At 72.4% G+C, this 18,231-nt stretch carries 16 protein-coding genes; 7 read left to right on the plus strand and 9 right to left on the minus strand.

Going from position 1 to position 18,231, the window contains the following annotated elements; all coding sequences use genetic code 11:
* Positions 1 to 279: 279 nt before the first annotated feature.
* A complete protein-coding gene (locus OCT49_RS22215; protein ID WP_283853586.1) occupies positions 280 to 1,725 on the plus strand; it encodes an NCS2 family permease in 1,446 nt (481 codons plus the stop codon).
* 145 nt (positions 1,726 to 1,870) lie between these two features.
* On the opposite strand, the gene OCT49_RS22220 is transcribed toward OCT49_RS22215, so the two are convergent.
* From OCT49_RS22220 to OCT49_RS22230, 3 genes are all read right to left on the minus strand, one after another.
* The gene (locus tag OCT49_RS22220) at positions 1,871 to 3,511 is read right to left on the minus strand and encodes a phospho-sugar mutase (protein ID WP_283853587.1); all 1,641 of its coding nucleotides are present in this window, start codon (positions 3,509 to 3,511) and stop codon (positions 1,871 to 1,873) included.
* A gap of 108 nt (positions 3,512 to 3,619) precedes the next feature.
* Positions 3,620 to 4,444 carry a purine-nucleoside phosphorylase gene (locus OCT49_RS22225; protein WP_283853588.1) on the minus strand — a complete coding sequence of 275 codons (825 nt, stop codon included), beginning with the start codon at positions 4,442 to 4,444 and terminating at the stop codon, positions 3,620 to 3,622.
* A gap of 101 nt (positions 4,445 to 4,545) precedes the next feature.
* Positions 4,546 to 4,983: a gamma-glutamylcyclotransferase family protein gene (locus OCT49_RS22230; protein WP_283853589.1), complete on the minus strand. Its 438-nt coding sequence runs from the start codon at positions 4,981 to 4,983 to the stop codon at positions 4,546 to 4,548.
* A gap of 304 nt (positions 4,984 to 5,287) precedes the next feature.
* On the opposite strand from OCT49_RS22230, the gene OCT49_RS22235 reads away from it, so the two are divergent.
* Together OCT49_RS22235 and OCT49_RS22240 are read left to right on the plus strand one after the other, a co-directional pair.
* Positions 5,288 to 6,727 (plus strand): NAD(P)H-quinone dehydrogenase, encoded by a 1,440-nt coding sequence (locus OCT49_RS22235; protein WP_283853590.1) that lies wholly within the window; start codon positions 5,288 to 5,290, stop codon positions 6,725 to 6,727.
* Positions 6,728 to 6,929: 202 nt separating this feature from the next.
* Positions 6,930 to 7,910 carry a DeoR/GlpR family DNA-binding transcription regulator gene (locus tag OCT49_RS22240; RefSeq protein ID WP_283853591.1) on the plus strand — a complete coding sequence of 327 codons (981 nt, stop codon included), beginning with the start codon at positions 6,930 to 6,932 and terminating at the stop codon, positions 7,908 to 7,910.
* A 234-nt stretch (positions 7,911 to 8,144) separates the two neighbouring features.
* Here the strand turns inward: OCT49_RS22240 and OCT49_RS22245 are convergent, their stop codons facing one another.
* A complete protein-coding gene (locus tag OCT49_RS22245) occupies positions 8,145 to 8,744 on the minus strand; it encodes a TetR/AcrR family transcriptional regulator (RefSeq protein ID WP_283853592.1) in 600 nt (199 codons plus the stop codon).
* A gap of 221 nt (positions 8,745 to 8,965) precedes the next feature.
* Positions 8,966 to 10,720, minus strand: coding sequence for an acetyl/propionyl/methylcrotonyl-CoA carboxylase subunit alpha (locus OCT49_RS22250; protein WP_283853593.1), 1,755 nt, complete (start codon positions 10,718 to 10,720; stop codon positions 8,966 to 8,968).
* 412 nt (positions 10,721 to 11,132) lie between these two features.
* On the opposite strand from OCT49_RS22250, the gene OCT49_RS22255 reads away from it, so the two are divergent.
* The gene (locus tag OCT49_RS22255) at positions 11,133 to 11,594 is read left to right on the plus strand and encodes a hypothetical protein (protein WP_283853594.1); all 462 of its coding nucleotides are present in this window, start codon (positions 11,133 to 11,135) and stop codon (positions 11,592 to 11,594) included.
* A gap of 323 nt (positions 11,595 to 11,917) precedes the next feature.
* On the opposite strand, the gene OCT49_RS22260 is transcribed toward OCT49_RS22255, so the two are convergent.
* The 4 genes from OCT49_RS22260 to OCT49_RS22275 all read right to left on the minus strand — a co-directional run bounded on the left by OCT49_RS22260 (position 11,918) and on the right by OCT49_RS22275 (position 14,737).
* On the minus strand, positions 11,918 to 12,529 hold the full coding sequence (locus tag OCT49_RS22260; RefSeq protein WP_283853595.1) for a nucleoside triphosphate pyrophosphatase: 612 nt from the start codon (positions 12,527 to 12,529) through the stop codon (positions 11,918 to 11,920).
* A gap of 97 nt (positions 12,530 to 12,626) precedes the next feature.
* On the minus strand, positions 12,627 to 12,758 hold the full coding sequence (mmpB, locus tag OCT49_RS22265; protein ID WP_283853596.1) for a morphogenic membrane protein MmpB: 132 nt from the start codon (positions 12,756 to 12,758) through the stop codon (positions 12,627 to 12,629).
* A gap of 165 nt (positions 12,759 to 12,923) precedes the next feature.
* Entirely contained in the window at positions 12,924 to 13,139 is a 216-nt protein-coding gene (locus tag OCT49_RS22270) for an acyl-CoA carboxylase epsilon subunit (protein ID WP_283853597.1), read from the minus strand.
* 14 nt (positions 13,140 to 13,153) lie between these two features.
* Positions 13,154 to 14,737 (minus strand): acyl-CoA carboxylase subunit beta, encoded by a 1,584-nt coding sequence (locus OCT49_RS22275; protein WP_283853598.1) that lies wholly within the window; start codon positions 14,735 to 14,737, stop codon positions 13,154 to 13,156.
* A gap of 134 nt (positions 14,738 to 14,871) precedes the next feature.
* Between OCT49_RS22275 and OCT49_RS22280 the strand changes: the two genes are divergently transcribed.
* The 3 genes from OCT49_RS22280 to OCT49_RS22290 all read left to right on the plus strand — a co-directional run bounded on the left by OCT49_RS22280 (position 14,872) and on the right by OCT49_RS22290 (position 18,173).
* Positions 14,872 to 15,735 carry a biotin--[acetyl-CoA-carboxylase] ligase gene (locus tag OCT49_RS22280; protein ID WP_283853599.1) on the plus strand — a complete coding sequence of 288 codons (864 nt, stop codon included), beginning with the start codon at positions 14,872 to 14,874 and terminating at the stop codon, positions 15,733 to 15,735.
* A gap of 305 nt (positions 15,736 to 16,040) precedes the next feature.
* Positions 16,041 to 17,216 (plus strand): adenylate/guanylate cyclase domain-containing protein, encoded by a 1,176-nt coding sequence (locus OCT49_RS22285; RefSeq protein ID WP_283853600.1) that lies wholly within the window; start codon positions 16,041 to 16,043, stop codon positions 17,214 to 17,216.
* 144 nt (positions 17,217 to 17,360) lie between these two features.
* On the plus strand, positions 17,361 to 18,173 hold the full coding sequence (locus OCT49_RS22290) for an enoyl-CoA hydratase/isomerase family protein (RefSeq protein ID WP_283853601.1): 813 nt from the start codon (positions 17,361 to 17,363) through the stop codon (positions 18,171 to 18,173).
* The last annotated feature ends 58 nt before the right edge of the window (positions 18,174 to 18,231 follow it).

Below are 18,231 nucleotides of genomic sequence, written 5' to 3' on the forward strand. Positions count from 1 at the left end.
GAGACTAAAGAGTTACCCCTGGTCAATTCCAGAGGGTGCTTTCGCTTTCTTCCTATTTTTGTGGGACAGGTCGCCCGGCTTTTTGCAGGAACTGGTACGGGGGGTGTGGGCGAGTCAACTGGAGAAAGCTGCAAACACCTTGAGGTCGAATAGTCGCCGCGTATGATCCGCTCGCATGACGCCGCAAGTGTGTTCGCACCACCGACTGCCACGCGCTCCCGGCGTCATGACGACTTTTCCCCTTTTTCCCCCTCCCCAGCAGGTCCAGGAGACGCAGTCATGAAGACCAGCGCGACAGACCCGGTGCGCGAGCCGGCAGCCGCACCGGGCGGCCCGCTCGACCGGTTCTTCCGAATAAGTGAACGTGGTTCGACGTACGGGCGTGAAATACGTGGCGGGCTCGCCACATTCTTCACCATGGCGTACATTCTCGTGCTCAACCCGATCATTCTCGGCAGTACCGAGGACAAGTTCGGCGAACAACTGGATGCCGCCCAACTGGCCACTGCGACAACACTAGTTGCTGCGGTGATGACCGTGATCATGGGTGTGGCCGGTAACCTGCCGCTCGCCCTGGCCGCGGGTCTGGGCCTGAATGCCGTCGTCGCGTTCCAGATCGCTCCTCTGATGAGCTGGGACGACGCGATGGGCCTCATCGTGCTCGAAGGTCTGCTGATCTGCGTCCTGGTGATGACCGGTCTGCGCGAGGCCGTCATGCACGCCATCCCGCAGCCGCTCAAGCAGGCCATCAGCGTCGGCATCGGTCTGTTCATCGCCTTCATCGGCTTCGTGGACTCCGGGTTCGTCACCCGCGTCCCGGACGCCGCGAACTCCACCGTGCCCGTCCAGCTCGGCACGGGCACCCTGACCGGCTGGCCCATGCTGGTCTTCTGCCTCGGCGTGCTGGTGACGATCGTCCTCCTGGCCCGCAAGGTGAAGGGCGCCATCCTCATCAGCATCGTCCTGATGACCGTCCTCTCCGTCATCATCGACGCGGTCGCCGACGTCAAGACCTGGGGGCTGACCGAGCCCGCGCTGCCCGACAAGCCCATCGCCGCCCCCGACTTCGGGCTCCTGGGCGACTTCGACCTGTTCGGCTCGTTCGCCCACGTCAGCGTGCTGACCGTCATCCTGCTGATCTTCACCCTCATCCTGTCGGACTTCTTCGACACGATGGGCACCATCGTCGGCGTCACCGCCGAGGCGGGCCTCCTCGACGAGCGCGGCCAGGTCCCCGGCCTGGGCCGGGTCCTGCTCATCGACGGCGCGGCCGCCGTCGCGGGCGGTGCCGCCTCCGCCTCGTCCGCCACCACCTACATCGAGTCCGCGGCGGGCGTCGGCGAGGGTGCGCGCACCGGTTTCGCCAACCTCGTCACCGGCGGTCTGTTCGCCCTCGCCCTCTTCTTCACCCCGGTCCTGACGATCGTGCCCCTCCAGGCCGCGTCCCCCGCCCTCGTCGCGGTCGGGTTCCTGATGATGACCCAGGTCAAGCACATCGACTGGGACCGGTACGAGCTCGCCGTCCCCGCCTTCCTGACCATCGCCGTCATGCCGCTCACGTACTCCATCACCAACGGCATCGGCGCGGGCTTCGTCTCGTACGTGGTCATCAAGGCGTGCCTGGGCAAGGCCCGCGAGGTGCACTGGCTGCTCTGGGGCACCGCGGCGCTCTTCCTGGTCTACTTCGGCATCGACCCGCTGGAGCAGCTGCTCGGCATCAAGTAACCCCGCACGGACGCCCGTACGGGCCTCCCGCGAGGAGACCTCCTGCACGGATCTCCCGTACGGAGACCTCCCGCACGGACGGACACGCGCCACCGGGGCGGTCCCGACTCCCGTCGGGCCGCCCCGGTGGCGCGTCGCGTCGTGCTCAGATCCCGGCCGCGGCCGCCAGGTCGCGCTTGATCCCGGCGAGGAGTTCCGCGCCCTTCCTCCGGGCGGCCGGCAGCTCGTCCGCCGAACCGACCGGCACCACGACCTCCAGGTAGCACTTGAGCTTCGGCTCGGTGCCGCTCGGGCGGACGATCACCCGGGCGCCCTCCAGCCGGTAGCGCAGCCCGTCGGTGGGCGGCAGCTGCGCGCTGCCCCGCGCGAGGTCCTCGGCCGAGACGACGGGCAGCCCGGCGAGCGCGGCCGGCGGCTGCTCGCGCAGCCGGCGCATGGCGTCCGCGATGACCGACAGGTCCTCCACCCGGACCGACAGCTGGTCGGTGGCGTGCAGCCCGTGCGCGACCGCCAGGTCGTCGAGGAGGTCGAGGAGGGTGCGTCCCCGTTCCTTGAGCCCGGAGGCCAGTTCGGCGACCAGGAGCGCGGCCGTGATGCCGTCCTTGTCGCGCACGCCCTCCGGGTCGACGCAGTAGCCGAGCGCCTCCTCGTACCCGTACCGCAGACCCTCCACGCGGGCGATCCACTTGAAGCCGGTCAGCGTCTCCTCGTGGCCGAGGCCCGCCTTCGCGGCGATCCGGCCGAGCAGCGAGGACGACACGATCGACTCGGCGAACACCCCGCTCGCGCCGCGGTCCACCAGGTGCGCGGCGAGCAGCGCGCCGACCTCGTCGCCGCGCAGCATCCGCCAGCCGCCGTCGGCCGCGGGGTCCGGGACGGCGACGGCGCAGCGGTCGGCGTCCGGGTCGTTGGCGATGACGATGTCGGGGTTCTCGCGGCGGGCGGTCGCGAAGGCGAGGTCCATCGCGCCGGGCTCCTCCGGGTTGGGGAACGCGACGGTCGGGAACGCCGGATCGGGCTCGGCCTGTTCGGCGACGAGCACCGGGGCGGGGAAGCCCGCCCGCTCGAAGGCCGCCGTCAGCACGGACGTACCGACTCCGTGCATCGCCGTGTACACGACCCGGGCGGTGCGCGGCGAGCCGGCCGCGAGCACGGCGTCCGTACGGGCCAGATAGGCGTCCAGCACCTCCTCGCCGAGGATCTCCCAGCCGTCGTCGGGGCGGGCCGCACCGTCGAGCGGGCCGACCGCGGCGATCTCGGCGGCGATCTCGCCGTCCGCCGGCGGGACGATCTGCGAACCGTCGCCGAGGTAGACCTTGTAGCCGTTGTCGCGCGGCGGGTTGTGGCTGGCGGTCACCTCGACCCCGGCCACGGCGCCCAGGTGCCTTATGGCATACGCGAGCACGGGGGTGGGCAGCGGGCGGGGCAGGACCGCCGCGCGCAGGCCCGCGCCGGTCATCACGGCCGCGGTGTCCCGGGCGAAGTCGGCGGACTTGTAGCGGGCGTCGTAGCCGATGACGACGAGCCCGCCGTCCTGCCCCCGCGCCCTCAGGTACGCGGCGAGGCCGGCCGCGGCGCGGATGACGACGGCGCGGTTCATCCGCATCGGCCCGGCGCCCAGTTCGCCGCGGAGCCCGGCCGTGCCGAACTGCAGCGTGCCGGCGAACCGCGCGCCGAGCTCGTCGAGATCCCCGGATTCGAGGAGCGCGGCGAGCTCCTCACGGGTCTCGGGGTCGGGGTCCTCCGCGAGCCACGTCCTGGCCCGCTCGATGAGGTCCTGCTGCACGGCGTCCGCCTTTCTGCGGTCTGCTTCGTGGGTGGGGGCGCGGACCGGCAGCGGCCGGTCCGGAGCCCGCCGGGTGGTCCGACCGGGTGCGGCCGCCCGACAGGCGTCTCAGATGCGTTCGAGGACCCGGGCCAGCAGTGCGCCCATCCGGGTCGCGGAGTCCCGCCCCGCCTGGAGCACCTCCTCGTGGTTGAGCGGCTCGCCGCTCAGCCCCGCCGCCAGGTTCGTGACCAGCGAGATGCCCAGCACCTCGGCGCCGGCCTCGCGCGCGGCGATGGCCTCCAGCACGGTGGACATGCCGACCAGGTCGCCGCCCATGACCCGGACCATGTTGATCTCGGCGGGCGTCTCGTAGTGCGGGCCGGGGAACTGCACGTACACCCCCTCTTCGAGGGTGGCGTCGACCTCCTTGCACAGCGCACGCAGCCGCGGCGAGTACAGGTCGGTCAGGTCGACGAAGTTGGCGCCGACGATCGGGGACGCGGCGGTCAGGTTGATGTGGTCGCTGATCAGCACCGGCTGACCGGGGCGCATGCCCTCGCGCAGACCGCCGCAGCCGTTCGTCAGGACGACGGTCCGGCACCCCGCGGCGACGGCGGTGCGGACCCCGTGCGCGACGGCGGCGACGCCCCGGCCCTCGTAGAAGTGCGTGCGGCCGAGGAAGACCAGCACCCGCTTCTCACCGATCCGGTACGAGCGGATCGTGCCGCCGTGCCCCTGCACGGCGGGCGCCGGGAAACCGGGCAGCTCGGTCACCGGGAACTCGGCCTCCGGGACGCCGAGCGCGTCACCGGCGGGCGCCCAGCCGGAACCCATCACGAGCGCGACGTCGTGGGTCTCGGCGCCGGTCAGCTCGCGCAGGCGGGCGGCGGCGTCGGCAGCGGCGGCGTACGGCCCGCCCTGGATGTTGTCCGGAATAACTGATGCGTTCACGCGGATGAGGGTAACCGGTGATTCCCTACGCGCGTAGATGCCCATGCGCGGAGTCCGTGCGCGATCCTTCGTACGTTCGCACAAATGCGCTGGTCGAGGGGTCAGCAGGGGCGCTTGCGCAGTTCCATCACATAGTCGTGCGGCGCGCCCGCGGACTCCGCGGCGTCGGCGATCTCGCCGAGGTAGCGGGCGGACGGCAGCCCGCCCTCGTACCCGTTCAGCACGTACATCCAGGCCGGCTCCTCGCCGTCCAGGGTGTGCACGCGCACCCGCATCCGCCGGTAGATGTCCAGGCCGACGCCCTCCCACCGGTCCATGGAGTCCTCGTCCATCGCCGCCAGGTCGTACAGCGCCACGAAGACCTGGGAGCGGGGGGCCTCCACCACCGTGGGGAGCGCGCCCTCCCAGCCCATCTGCTCCCCGCCGAAGGTCAGCCGCCAGCCGTTGAGCCAGCCGGTACCGCGCAGCGGGGAATGCGGTGCGCGGCGCGTCATCAGCCGCGCGTCGAGGTTGCCGGCGTACGCGGCGTAGAGCGACATGGCATCGAGGGTACGGGAGGGGACGGGGGGAACGTCGGTCCCGGGCGGAAGATCCCCCGAGGGGGCCGCCCCCGCGCCCGGACCCGCCGCGCACACCGGCCGCATCCGCCCTCCCGGCCGGGTCCGCCCGCCACCGGCCCGGCCCGGCCGCGCACCCCCGGTGCCCGTATGGAGGGCCCCGGGGCGAAGCACCTTGGCGCGTGCGGGACAATGAAGTACGTACTGCATTCCCCGGGGCCACCCCCCGGACCCCCGGCCGGGGCAGCAGACGGCCGCGGGATGACACACGCGAGGCGGACTTTTCGTGACCCGGATCGTGATCATCGGCGGCGGACCCGGCGGGTACGAGGCGGCATTGGTGGGCGCCCAGCTCGGTGCGGAGGTGACCGTCGTCGACTGCGACGGCCTCGGCGGCGCGTCCGTGCTCACCGACTGCGTGCCCTCGAAGACCCTGATCGCGACGGCGGAGGTGATGACCACCTTCGACTCCTCGTACGAGGAACTGGGCATCATCGTCGCGGACGACACCCCGCACGTCGAGCAGGCGGCCCGCGTGGTCGGCGTCGACCTCGGCAAGGTCAACCGGCGCGTGAAGCGCCTGGCGCTCGCCCAGTCCCACGACATCACCGCCTCGGTCACCCGGGCCGGCGCCCGGGTGCTGCGCGGGCGCGGCCGGCTGGAGGGCCTCCAGGCCGCCGACGGCTCCCGCACGGTCGTCGTGACCGCCGCGGACGGCACGGAGGAGCGGCTCACCGCCGACGCCGTGCTGATCGCGACCGGCGGCCACCCCCGGGAGATCCCGGACGCCCTGCCCGACGGCGAGCGCATCCTGAACTGGACCCAGGTCTACGACCTCGACGAGCTGCCCGAGGAGCTCATCGTGGTCGGCTCCGGCGTGACGGGCGCCGAGTTCGCGGGCGCCTACCAGGCGCTCGGCTCGCGCGTCACGCTCGTCTCCTCCCGCGACCGCGTGCTGCCCGGCGAGGACCCGGACGCCGCCGCCGTGCTGGAGGACGTCTTCCGGCGCCGCGGCATGAACGTCATGGCCCGCTCCCGCGCCCAGGCCGCCAAGCGGGTGGGCGACCGGGTCGAGGTCACCCTCGCCGACGGCCGGGTCATCTCCGGCTCGCACTGCCTCATGGCGGTCGGCGCGATCCCGAACAGCGCGGGCATGGGCCTGGAGGAGGCCGGGGTCCGGCTCAAGGAGTCCGGCCACATCTGGACCGACAAGGTCTCCCGCACCAGCGCGCCCGGCGTCTACGCGGCCGGTGACGTCACCGGGATCTTCGCCCTCGCCTCGGTCGCCGCCATGCAGGGCCGGATCGCGATGTACCACTTCCTCGGCGACGCGGTGGCCCCGCTGGACCTGAAGACGGTCTCCTCGAACGTCTTCACCGACCCCGAGATCGCCACCGTCGGCTACACCCAGGCCGACGTCGACGCCGGCAAGATCGACGCCCGGGTCGTCAAGCTGCCGCTGCTGCGCAACCCGCGCGCCAAGATGCAGGGCATCCGCGACGGCTTCGTCAAGATCTTCTGCCGCCCCGGCACCGGCATCGTGGTCGGCGGCTGTGTCGTCGCCCCCCGGGCGAGCGAACTGATCCACCCCATCTCGATCGCGGTCGACAACAATTTGACGGTGGAACAGATCGCGAACGCCTTCACCGTTTATCCGTCCCTGTCGGGTTCGATCGCGGAAGTCGCCAGGCAGCTGCACACCCGCAAGCGCGCGGGCGAGGCCTGACACCCCGGCCGACGAGCGGTTCCCGCCCGGCCGCGCCCCGGCGACTCCCGGTGACCCGGGGGGCCGCCGGGGCGTTCCGTTCGATCAGTACGGGACAACAACAGGGCCGTCTATACCACTTGACGGTCACGCGTGTGCGCAACTTCCGTTAATCGGCGCAAACTGCTGAAAACGCTCGGGCGGTCACGTTACTGTCAGTTTCGTGTTCGCTGCAGAACGTCGTCAATTGATCCTCGAAATGGTGCGTGCCAACGGGGCGGTATCGCTCCGTGAGCTCGCCCGCGTCGTCCAGACCTCCGAAGTGACCGTACGGCGGGACGTGCGGGCACTGGAGGCAGAAGGACTCCTCGACCGCCGGCACGGCGGTGCGGTCCTGCCCGGGGGTTTCACGCGGGAGTCCGGCTTTCCGCAGAAATCCCATCTCGCCACCGCGGAGAAGACGGCCATCGCCGACCTGGCCGCCGGTCTCGTGGAGGAGGGCGAGGCCGTCGTCGTCGGCGCCGGTACGACCACCCAGGAGCTGGCCCGCCGGCTCGCGCGGGTCCCCGGGCTGACCGTCGTCACCAACTCGCTGCTGGTCGCCCAGGCGTTGGCCCATGCCAACCGGGTGGAGGTGGTGATGACCGGCGGCACGCTGCGCGGTTCCAACTACGCCCTGGTGGGCAGTGGCGCCGAGCAGTCCCTCCAGGGGCTGCGGGTCTCGCGCGCGTTCCTCTCCGGGAGCGGACTCACCGCGGAACGCGGCCTCTCCACGTCCAACATGCTCTCGGCGAGCGTGGACCGGGCCCTGGTGCAGGCCGCCGCCGAGGTGGTGGTCCTGGCGGACCACACGAAGCTCGGCTCCGACACCATGTTCCAGACGGTGCCGACGGACCTCATCACCCGCCTCGTGACGGACGAGCCCCCCGGCCACGACGACCGTGCCGCGACCGAACTGCAGGCACTGGCGGACCAGGGGGTGCAGATCGCCGTGGCCGGTGCCGGCAACGACCCGGCCCCGCCCGAGCCCCTCCCGCACGGCCGGCAGCCCCGCCGGGACATGCCGCTGCCCGGTCAGCGCCGTACGCACGGGGGCGGTGGCACCACCTCGGGACCGGGCCCGCAGCAACTGCGGAGCGCGGCGGCGCTGGCGGACCAGGGCCAGGGGGACCGGGCGAGGGTCGCGGACCTGCGCCGCCGATAGCCCCACCGGCCGAGGGCCGGGCCGTCGGCCGGTGGGGTGTCGTCCACGGGGCGACGGGGCGTGGCACGCGGCGCGGTGGGGGACTGGGTGCGGCGCGCGGCGCGGTGCGGGCCGGGTGCGGCGCGCGGCGCGGTGCGGGCCGGGTGCGGCCGGGGTGCCGAACGGCCAGGGTGTCGAATGGCCGGGGTGTCGAATGGCCGGGGTGTCGAATGGCCGGGCGCCGACCGGCCGGGGTCAACTCCCTTCCGCGTTCGGCCCCTTCAGCCCCTGGAGGGTCAGCATCAGCAGCCGGTCCGCCAACTCCGGGTCCTCCGGCGACTGCTCGGCGGCCAGGGCGATCGCGTTCGTCAGCTGCATCAGGTCGTCGATCGACACGTCCGGCCGAACGGCCCCGCTCGCCCGCGCCCGCGCCAGCAGGGTCGCGCCCGCCTCGCGCAGCGGTACGTTGCACTGCGAGAGCGCCGAAGTCTCGTCCCGCGACGTCGACATGAGCGCCTGGGCGACCCCCCGGTACTCACCCGCGTGAGTGATGATCGCGCGCAGCCACTCCACCAGACCCCGGCAGGGCTGTTCGGCCCCGGCGAGCTCGTGGGAACGGGCGATCAGGGAGGTCAGGGCCTCCTGGAAGACGGCGTTCATCAACGCGTGCCGGTTCGGGAAATGCCGGTACAGCGTGCCGATGCCCACGCCCGCGCGCCGGGCGATCTCCTCCAGCGGCGCGTCGGTGCCGTGCTCCGCGAAGGCGGCCCGGGCCTCGCGCAGCAGCCGCTCGTGGTTCCGGCGCGCGTCGGCGCGCATGGGCCGGACCGGCGTCCGTGCCGTACTGGTCGTCATCGCGCGGTCCTCCCGATCTCCGTCCCGGGGTCCAGGATGCCACCGCGCGCCCCGTGGCCCCGCCGGCATCCGTGAACGGACCCCTCGCCGGTCGGTGCGGCCCGGTCCCCTCGCCGGTCCGTGCGGTCCGCTCCGGTCCCGGGGAAAACGGCAGGGGCCCCGCTCGGCCGCGTACGGCTTCGCAGGGCCCCGGTGGTGCCACGGGTGTCGCGCCCGGGTGGTCAGTCCTTGATCTCGCAGATGACCGCACCGGAGGAGATCGAGCTGCCGACCTCGGCGGCCAGGCCCTTGACGGTGCCGGCGCGGTGCGCGTTGAGGGGCTGTTCCATCTTCATGGCCTCGAGGACGACGATGAGGTCGCCCTCCTGGACTTCCTGGCCCTCCTCGACGGCGATCTTGACGATGGTGCCCTGCATGGGGGAGGCGAGGGTGTCGCCGGAGACGGCGGAGCCGGACTTCCTGGCCGCGCGGCGTTTGGGCTTGGCGCCGGCGGCGAGGCCGGTGCGGGCCAGGGACATGCCCAGGGAGGAGGGCAGGGAGACCTCCAGGCGCTTGCCGCCGACCTCGACGACGACCGTCTCGCGTCCGGGTTCCTCGTCGGTGTCCGCGTCCGCGGGGGCGGTGTGGGGCTTGATCTCGTTGACGAACTCGGTCTCGATCCAGCGGGTGTGGACCTGGAAGGGGTCGGCGGTGAAGGCGGGGTCGGTGACCACGGCGCGGTGGAAGGGCAGGGCGGTGGCCATGCCCTCGACGCGGAACTCGGCCAGGGCGCGGGCGGCGCGCTGGAGGGCCTGTTCGCGGGTGGCGCCGGTGACGATGAGCTTGGCGAGCAGGGAGTCCCAGGCGGGGCCGATCACGGAGCCGGGTTCCACGCCGGTGTCCAGGCGGACGCCGGGGCCGGTGGGCGGGTCGAAGGCGGTGACGGTGCCGGGGGCGGGCAGGAAGTTGCGGCCGGGGTCCTCGCCGTTGATGCGGAACTCGAAGGAGTGCCCGCGCACGGGCGGGTCGGTGTAGCCGAGTTCCTCGCCGTCGGCGATGCGGAACATCTCGCGGACCAGGTCCAGTCCGGTGACTTCCTCGGTGACGGGGTGTTCGACCTGCAGGCGGGTGTTGACCTCCAGGAAGGAGATCGTGCCGTCCTGGCCGACCAGGAACTCCACCGTGCCGGCGCCGACGTAGCCGGCCTCCTTCAGGATGGCCTTGGAGGCCGCGTACAGCTTCTCGTTCTGCTCCTGGCTCAGGAAGGGGGCGGGGGCCTCCTCGACCAGTTTCTGGTGGCGGCGCTGCAGCGAGCAGTCGCGGGTGGAGACGACCACGACGTTGCCGTGGGTGTCGGCCAGGCACTGGGTCTCCACGTGGCGGGGCCGGTCGAGGTAGCGCTCCACGAAGCACTCCCCGCGCCCGAACGCCGCGACCGCCTCGCGCACCGCCGACTCGTACAGCTCGGGAACCTCCTCCAGCGTGCGGGCCACCTTCAGCCCCCGCCCGCCGCCCCCGAACGCCGCCTTGATCGCGATCGGCAGCCCGTGCTCCCGCGCGAACGCCACGACCTCCTCCGCGCCCGAGACCGGGTCGGGAGTGCCGGCCACCAGCGGCGCCCCGGCCCGCTGCGCGATGTGCCGGGCGGCGACCTTGTCGCCCAGGTCCCGGATCGCCTGCGGCGGCGGCCCGATCCACGTCAGCCCCGCATCCATCACCGCCTGCGCGAACTCCGCGTTCTCCGACAGGAACCCGTAACCCGGATGGATCGCATCCGCACCCGAGTCCTTCGCCGCCTGCAGCACCTTGGCCATGTCCAGATAACTGGCCGCCGGAGTCTCACCGCCCAGAGCGAATGCCTCGTCGGCCACCCGCACATGCAGAGCATCCCGGTCCGGGTCCGCGTAAACGGCCACACTCCCGATCCCGGCATCCCGGCACGCCCGAGCAACACGGACAGCAATTTCGCCACGGTTGGCGATGAGCACCTTGCGCACGATGGCTCCCTCCTTGAAACAAGCTGAGTTTAGGGACTACCGACACGGCCCTACGACCCGTCCCCAATGGTGAGCTTGCCCACACGGAGTGTGATTCGTGGCTTGCCCAAGTCGCGAAATCCCTTGTGGCACCACGGTACGCCGGGAACCATGACCGCACAGTAGCCACGAGGTGTGGTCCAGGTCTCTGTTCGTGCGAGCAGCGACTTTCCGTAATTTTTTGTCGAGTCCCCACTAATGGGCGAACGATTCTTTGCCCGGCGTGCGAGGCCGGCGGGGAGGGGGCGGAGGGGGGAAGTGCGGAGGCGCGCGTCCCGGGTGCGGGGAGCGGGCGAGGGGCGTTCAAACCCTTGTCCGAGCCGTTACCCGTTAGTAGGGTCCGCGCTATCGCACGTACTGGAGGTAACAGGGGGTGGACACCGTGGTGCGCAGACCGGTGGCGTTCGTGGCCGCGATCGTGCTGTTCGCGGAGGCCGTGGGCATCGTGTTCGTCAACGCCGTGCTGGCGACGGTCGTCGAGAACCAGGACATGTCCCTGGCCGGTCTCGAATCCTCCGCCATGTCCACCGGCACCTGGGCGATGGGCGGCGTTTCCGGCGCGTACCTGCTGCTGTGCGGGCTGATCCTCCTGCTGACCGGCATCCGTGACCGGGCCCCGGGCCGGATCGCCCGCATCGTCCTGATCGTCTGCGCCGTCGTGCACGGGGTGCTGGGCGCGCTGACGGTCGGCCTGGTCGGCTGGGCCGCGTTCGCGGTCCTGATGGTGGTGCTCGGGCTGATCGTGCTGACCCTGGTGGCGTACGGCGACGAGGCCGGCGGGGCCGACGGACCGGCCGCCGGAGCCGGGTCGGGGACCGTGGCCCCGGTCGCCTGAACGGCCCTGCCGGGCCCGCCGCCGGTGCCGGGCCGGACCCCGGTGCGGTCGCCCGGACGGGCCTGTCGAGTTCCGCCACCGCCACCGGGCCGGGTGCCGTGGCGCCGATCGCCCGAACGGCCCCGCCGACGCCCCGCGACCGCCCGCCGTCCGGGCCCGGATTGCCGCTTCCTGCAGGGCGTCGCGCACGGCGTGTCGCGGGCGTGTCGCCGGGGCGTTGGCCGGGGTTCGCGCGTGGCTCCCCAGTTCCGGTGCGTCGGCCGGGGTTCGCGCGGCTCCCCGGTCCCGGTGCTCGGGCCCTCGCGCCCGGAGCGTCCCGGTCCTCAGGCCCAGAGTTCGGTGACGGAGATTCCCAGCTCGCCCAGCAGCCGGCGCAGCAGCGGCAGCGACAGGCCGATGACGTTGCCGTGGTCGCCCTCGATGGAGTCGACGAACGGTGCCGAGCGGCCGTCCAGGGTGAAGGCCCCCGCGACGTGGAGGGGCTCGCCCGTGGCCACGTAGGCGGCGATCTCGGCGTCCGTCGGCTCGCCGAAGCGGACGGTCGTGGAGGCGGTCGCCGAGGCCGTGCGTCCGGTCGCCGTGTCGACCACGCTGTGGCCGGTCCGCAGCACCCCGGCCCGGCCGCGCATGGACTTCCAGCGGGCGACGGCCTCCTCGCCGTCGGCGGGCTTGCCGAGCGCCTCGCCGTCCAGTTCGAGCACCGAGTCGCAGCCGATGACGAGCGCGCCCGCCGCCTCCGGCCGGCCGGCCACCGCGGCGGCCTTGGCCTCGGCGAGCACCAGGGCCAGCTCGGCGGGGGTGGGGGCGCTCAGCGCGTCCTCGTCCACCCCGCTGACGACCACCTCGGGTGCGAATCCGGCCTGCCGGAGAAGGCCGAGCCGGGCGGGGGAGGCGGAGGCGAGCACGAGACGGCGCTGATCAGTCATACGCGCCATCGTAGAAGGGGCGGACCGGCCGCCGGGATCCGAGACGGCCCCGGCGCCTTCGTGAAGTCCTTCCCGAGCTCCTTCACGCGGTCTTTCACGAGGTTCTTCAGGGGTACACGCCGAGCACGAACATCGCGAGCACCATCGCGAGCGCAAGTACCACCCCCGCACGACGCATCATGTTCTGGGCGTCGCGCAGTTCCTTCGGCGGCTTGTTCTCGGGGTCGGACCACAGCATGGAAACGATCCTGCTGTCCGGGCGCGCAGCGCGCCTGAGTACGGGTACTCAACCGTCGCGGTGCGTACGGAGCAAACCGTTCCGAACGCGGCGGAGGCCCGGCCCCCGGGACTCGCCGTCGAGGGGCCGGACCTCCGGAACGCGCTTCGCCGATCGGGTGCGCGGTCAGCCGGGCCAGTACGTCCGGGCCCAGGCGCGCGGCCCCGGCAGGTGGCGCTCGCGCCGAGCGATGCGGCCCGGGTCGGACCACTGGCCGGGCGGCGTCGGTGCGGCGGACGCCGCTTCGGGCTCGGCCAGCGACGCGGCGGTGCGCGCCCGGACCACCGCCAGTGCGGCGGCCAGCTCCTCAGGGGTCGGGTTGCCCCGTACGACCTTGATCATGGCCAGGACCCTTTCTAGAGGGGGATGTTGCCGTGCTTCTTCGGGGGCAGCGACTCCCGCTTGGTGCGCAGCTGGCGCAGCCCCTTCACGATGTGGGCACGGGTGTCGGACGGCATGATCACCGCGTCGACGTAGCCGCGCTCGGCCGCCACGTACGGGTTGAGCAGCGTGTCCTCGTAGTCCGCGATCAGCGCGGCGCGGGTGGCGTCCTGATCCTCGGCGGCGGCGATGGTGCGCCGGTGCAGGATGTTCACCGCACCCTGCGCGCCCATCACGGCGATCTGCGCGGTCGGCCAGGCGAGGTTGATGTCGGCGCCCAGGTGCTTGGAGCCCATGACGTCGTACGCGCCGCCGAACGCCTTGCGGGTGATCACGGTGATCAGCGGGACGGTCGCCTCGGCGTAGGCGTAGATCAGCTTGGCGCCGCGCCGGATGATGCCGCCGTACTCCTGGTCGACGCCGGGCAGGAAGCCGGGGACGTCGACGAAGGTCAGCACGGGCACGTTGAAGGAGTCGCAGGTGCGGACGAAGCGGGCGGCCTTCTCGCTCGCGTTGATGTCCAGGCAACCCGCGAACTGCATCGGCTGGTTGGCGACGATGCCGACCGGGTAGCCCTCGACGCGTCCGAAGCCGGTGATGATGTTCGGCGCGAACAGGGCCTGGGTTTCCAGGAATTCGCCGTCGTCCAGCACGTGCTCGATGGCGGTGTGCATGTCGTACGGCTGGTTCGCCGAGTCCGGGATGAGGGTGTCGAGCTCGCGGTCCTCGTCCGTCGTGGCCAGGTCCGCCTGCTCGGGGAAGGCCGGCGCCTCGGAGAGGTTGTTCGAAGGCAGGTACGACAGCAGTGACTTGACGTAATCGATGGCGTCCTTCTCGTCGCCCGCCATGTGGTGCGCCACACCGGAGGTGGTGTTGTGGGTGCGGGCGCCGCCCAGCTCCTCGAAGCCGACGTCCTCGCCGGTGACGGTCTTGATGACGTCGGGGCCGGTGATGAACATGTGCGAGGTCTGGTCGACCATGACCGTGAAGTCGGTGATCGCGGGGGAGTACACCGCACCGCCCGCGCACGGTCCGACGATCAGCGAGATCTGCGGGACGACGCCCGAGGCGTGCACGTTGCGGCGGAAGATCTCGGCGAACAGGCCGAGCGCGGCGACGCCTTCCTGGATGCGGGCACCGCCCCCGTCGTTGATGCCGATGACCGGGCAGCCGGTCTTCAGCGCGAAGTCCATCACCTTGACGATTTTCTCACCGTAGACCTCGCCCAGCGAGCCGCCGAAGATGGTGAAGTCCTGCGAGTACACGCAGACGGGGCGGCCGTCGACCGTGCCGTATCCGGTGACGACGCCGTCCCCGTAGGGGCGGTTCTTCTCGATGCCGAAGTTGGTGGAACGGTGCCGGGCGAACTCGTCGAGCTCCACGAAGGAGCCCTGGTCGAGCAGCAGGTCCACCCGCTCGCGGGCGGTCAACTTGCCCTTCGCGTGCTGCTTCTCGACCGCGCGCGCCGAACCCGCGTGGGTCGCCTCGTCGATACGGCGCTGCAGGTCCGCGATCTTGCCCGCGGTGGTGTGGATGTCGATCTCTTCCGGCTCGGACATCGGGTGGCGGCTCCCTGCCTGGTCACGGGGACGACTGTGGTGCTGATCAGCTGCGTGAACACCTACTGATCCGTAGCGTATCGGCGTGGATACGGTTCGGCAGTGCGTCGTTTACCACACCTAGTCTGGGTTGCATGACACCTTCGGATGCGCCACACAGCCGCTGGTCGGACCTCGACCGGCCGCCCCTGAACGTTCCCGCGCTGCGCCGCGGGCTGCTGCGGCCGGGCGCGCTGTGGACCGCGCTCGACGTGGTGGAGTCCACCGGCTCCACCAACTCCGACCTGGCCCTGCGGGCGGAGGGGCTCGCCGAGGGCACGGTGCTGGTCGCCGAGGAGCAGACGCGGGGCCGGGGCCGCCTCGACCGCACCTGGACGGCCCCGGCCCGTTCGGGCCTCTTCCTCTCCGTCTACCTGACCCCGGGCGACGTCCCCGTCGAGCGGTGGGGCTGGCTGCCGCTGCTCACCGGTGTCGCCGCGGCCACCGGCCTGGCGCGGGCCGCAGGCGTCGACACGGGCCTGAAGTGGCCCAACGACCTGCTGGTCACGGTGGGGGGCGAGGAACGCAAGGCGGGCGGCATCCTGGCCGAGCGCGCCGGGGACGGCGTCGTCATCGGCATGGGCCTCAACGTCACCCTGCGCGCCGACGAGCTGCCCGCGCCCACGGCCGGGTCGCTGGCCCTGGCCGGTGCGGTCTCCACCGACCGCGAGACGCTGCTGCGGGGCGTGCTGCGTTCGCTGGAGCACTGGTACGGCCGGTGGCGCGAGGCGGACGGCGACGCGGCGGCGAGCGGCCTGCAGGAGGCGTACGCGGCGGGCTGCGCGACGCTCGGCCGGACGGTGCGGGCCCAGCTGCCCGGCGAGCGCACGCTCGTCGGCGAGGCGGTGGCGATCGACGGCGACGGCCGCCTGCTCCTGTCCACGCCCGACGGCCTCCGGGAGCCCGTGTCGGCGGGCGACATCGTCCACCTGCGGGGCGTCGGCGGCGGCCTGGTCTGACCCCCGGACGCGCCCCGGCCCGGTCTGCGCGACGCGGCCCGGCCCCGCCTCCGTGCCGCGGTCCGGTCCGGTCTCCGCGCTGCGGCACGGTTCGGCCCCGGCAAACGGCGTACGGCCCCGGAGCGGCGCAGGGCACACGTGTCCACCAGGGGTGTTCCGGAGCGCCCCGGCGGGCGGGACCGGATCTTCCGGGCGCGTTCCGGGACGCCATAAAGGCGTGAGCCACGGCACACCTGCCGTATCGTTGAGGCGATCCACCGACAGATCGGCAGGGCAGTGCGCAGGGAACGGGCAGGAGGCGGCTGGTGACCGTCGACGACACGACTTCTGGCGCGGGGACGCAGCCCCCGTCGGAATCCTCGGTCCACGCGACACCGCATCACGAAGTCGACCACACGGCGGAACCGAGCGACGACCCCCTCGCGATCCGGCTGGAACACCTGATCCTGGGTGCCGACCGCCGCTACACGCCGTTCCAGGCCGCCCGTACCGCCGGTGTCTCCATGGACCTGGCGTCCCGGTTCTGGCGGGCCATGGGCTTCGCCGACATCGGGCAGGCCAGGGCACTGACCGAGGCCGACGTGCTGGCGCTGCGCCGCCTGGCCGGTCTCGTCGAGGCGGGGCTGCTCAGCGAACCGATGGCGATCCAGGTGGCCCGGTCCACCGGCCAGACCACCGCCCGGCTGGCGGAGTGGCAGATCGACTCCTTCCTGGAGGGGCTGACCGAGCCGCCCGAGCCCGGGATGACCCGCACCGAGGTCACGTACCCGCTGGTCGAGCTGTTGCTGCCGGAGCTCCAGGAGTTCCTGGTGTACGTGTGGCGGCGCCAGCTGGCCGCCGCGACCGGGCGGGTGGTGCAGGCCGCCGACGACGAGGAGATGGTCGACCGGCGCCTCGCCGTCGGCTTCGCCGACCTCGTCGGGTTCACCCGGCTGACCAGGCGCCTGGAGGAGGAGGAGCTCGGCGAGCTGGTCGAGGCGTTCGAGACCACCGCGGCCGACCTGGTCGCGGCGCACGGCGGCCGGCTCATCAAGACCCTCGGCGACGAGGTCCTCTTCGCCGCCGACGACGCGGGCACCGCGGCCGAGATCGCGCTGCGCCTGATCGAGGCGATGACGCAGGACGAAACGATGCCCGCCCTGCGCGTCGGCATCGCCTTCGGCACGGTCACCACCCGGATGGGCGATGTCTTCGGGACGACGGTGAACCTCGCCAGCCGACTGACGTCGATAGCGCCCAAGAACGCCGTGCTCGTGGACGGGGCGTTCGCGGAGGAACTGACCCGGACCGGCGACGCCCCCGCCTCCGAGGTGCAGGCGGCGGAGGAGGCCGCGGCGGCCGAGAAGGAGCGCCGGGAGGGCGCGGAGCCTGCGGCGCTGCCCACGTACCGCTACGGGCTGCAGCCGATGTGGCAGCGCCCGGTGCGCGGGCTCGGCGTGGTGGAGCCCTGGCTGCTGGCCCGCCGCGGCACGACCTCCTGACCCTCTTCCCCCGATCCCTTCCCGCCCCGCCCCGGGGCGGTTTCCGGCCCCGCCCCCGTATCGCGTCCGTACCGGCCCGGGACCGTCGCGCCGGTGCGCCATAGGATCCCTCCGGTAACGCTCGTTAACCGGAGGGGTGCAGTCATGACCATCACGTCCGAGCAGCGGTTCGGGGACTTCGTCGGCGTACGGGTCCACGAGGGGCAGGAACACGTCGCCGAGCTGGTTCTCGACCGTCCCAGGGCGATGAACGCCGTGTCCACGGACGTGGCCCGCTCGATCGCCGCCGCCTGTGCCGCGCTCGCCGTCGACCCGGCCGTACGCGTCACCGTCCTCACCTCCAGCCACGAGCGGGCCTTCTGCGTGGGCGCGGACCTGAAGGAGCGGAACTCCTTCACCGACGCCGAGCTGCTGCGCCAGCGCCCCGTCGCCCGTGCCGCGTACACCGGTGTGCTCGAACTGCCGATGCCGACCATCGCCGCCGTGCACGGCTTCGCGCTCGGCGGCGGCTTCGAGCTGGCCCTGTCCTGCGACCTGATCGTCGCCGACCGCACGGCCGTGGTCGGACTGCCCGAGGTGTCGGTCGGTGTCATCCCGGGCGGCGGCGGCACCCAGCTGCTGCCCCGGCGCATCGGGGCGGCGCGCGCGGCCGAACTGGTCTTCTCGGCCCGGCGGGTGGAGGCGGCCGAGGCGCATGGCCTCGGCCTGGTCGACGAGCTGGTGGAGGCCGGGCAGGACCGGACGGCGGCGCTGGAGCTGGCCGGCCGGATCGCCGCCAACTCCCCGGTGGGGCTGCGGGCCGCCAAGCGGGCGCTGCGGCTGGGCCACGGCCTCGACCTGCGGGCCGGTCTCGAAGTCGAGGACGCGGCCTGGCGGTCGGTGGCCTTCTCCGGGGACCGTGCCGAGGGCGTGGCCGCGTTCAACGAGAAGCGGAAGCCGAATTGGCCCGGTGAGTGACACTCCGTGATGCCGTGGCCGGAAAGGACACGCAGCGAATGCGCATGATGCCCCAAAC

It is taken from the genome of Streptomyces sp. ML-6 (assembly GCF_030116705.1).
In the GTDB taxonomy this organism is placed as follows: Bacteria; Actinomycetota; Actinomycetes; order Streptomycetales; family Streptomycetaceae; genus Streptomyces.

Excerpts from the sequence above, each read along its gene's own strand:
- OCT49_RS22215 (WP_283853586.1), top strand. The coding sequence starts at position 280 with ATGAAGACCAGCGCGACAGACCCGGTGCGCGAGCCGGCAGCCGCACCG.
- OCT49_RS22230 (WP_283853589.1), bottom strand. The coding sequence starts at position 4,983 with ATGTCGCTCTACGCCGCGTACGCCGGCAACCTCGACGCGCGGCTGATG.
- OCT49_RS22245 (WP_283853592.1), bottom strand. The coding sequence starts at position 8,744 with ATGACGACCAGTACGGCACGGACGCCGGTCCGGCCCATGCGCGCCGAC.
- OCT49_RS22260 (WP_283853595.1), bottom strand. The coding sequence starts at position 12,529 with ATGGCGCGTATGACTGATCAGCGCCGTCTCGTGCTCGCCTCCGCCTCC.
- mmpB (WP_283853596.1), bottom strand. The coding sequence starts at position 12,758 with ATGCTGTGGTCCGACCCCGAGAACAAGCCGCCGAAGGAACTGCGCGAC.
- OCT49_RS22270 (WP_283853597.1), bottom strand. The coding sequence starts at position 13,139 with ATGATCAAGGTCGTACGGGGCAACCCGACCCCTGAGGAGCTGGCCGCC.
- OCT49_RS22275 (WP_283853598.1), bottom strand. The coding sequence starts at position 14,737 with ATGTCCGAGCCGGAAGAGATCGACATCCACACCACCGCGGGCAAGATC.
- OCT49_RS22280 (WP_283853599.1), top strand. The coding sequence starts at position 14,872 with ATGACACCTTCGGATGCGCCACACAGCCGCTGGTCGGACCTCGACCGG.
- OCT49_RS22290 (WP_283853601.1), top strand. The coding sequence starts at position 17,361 with ATGACCATCACGTCCGAGCAGCGGTTCGGGGACTTCGTCGGCGTACGG.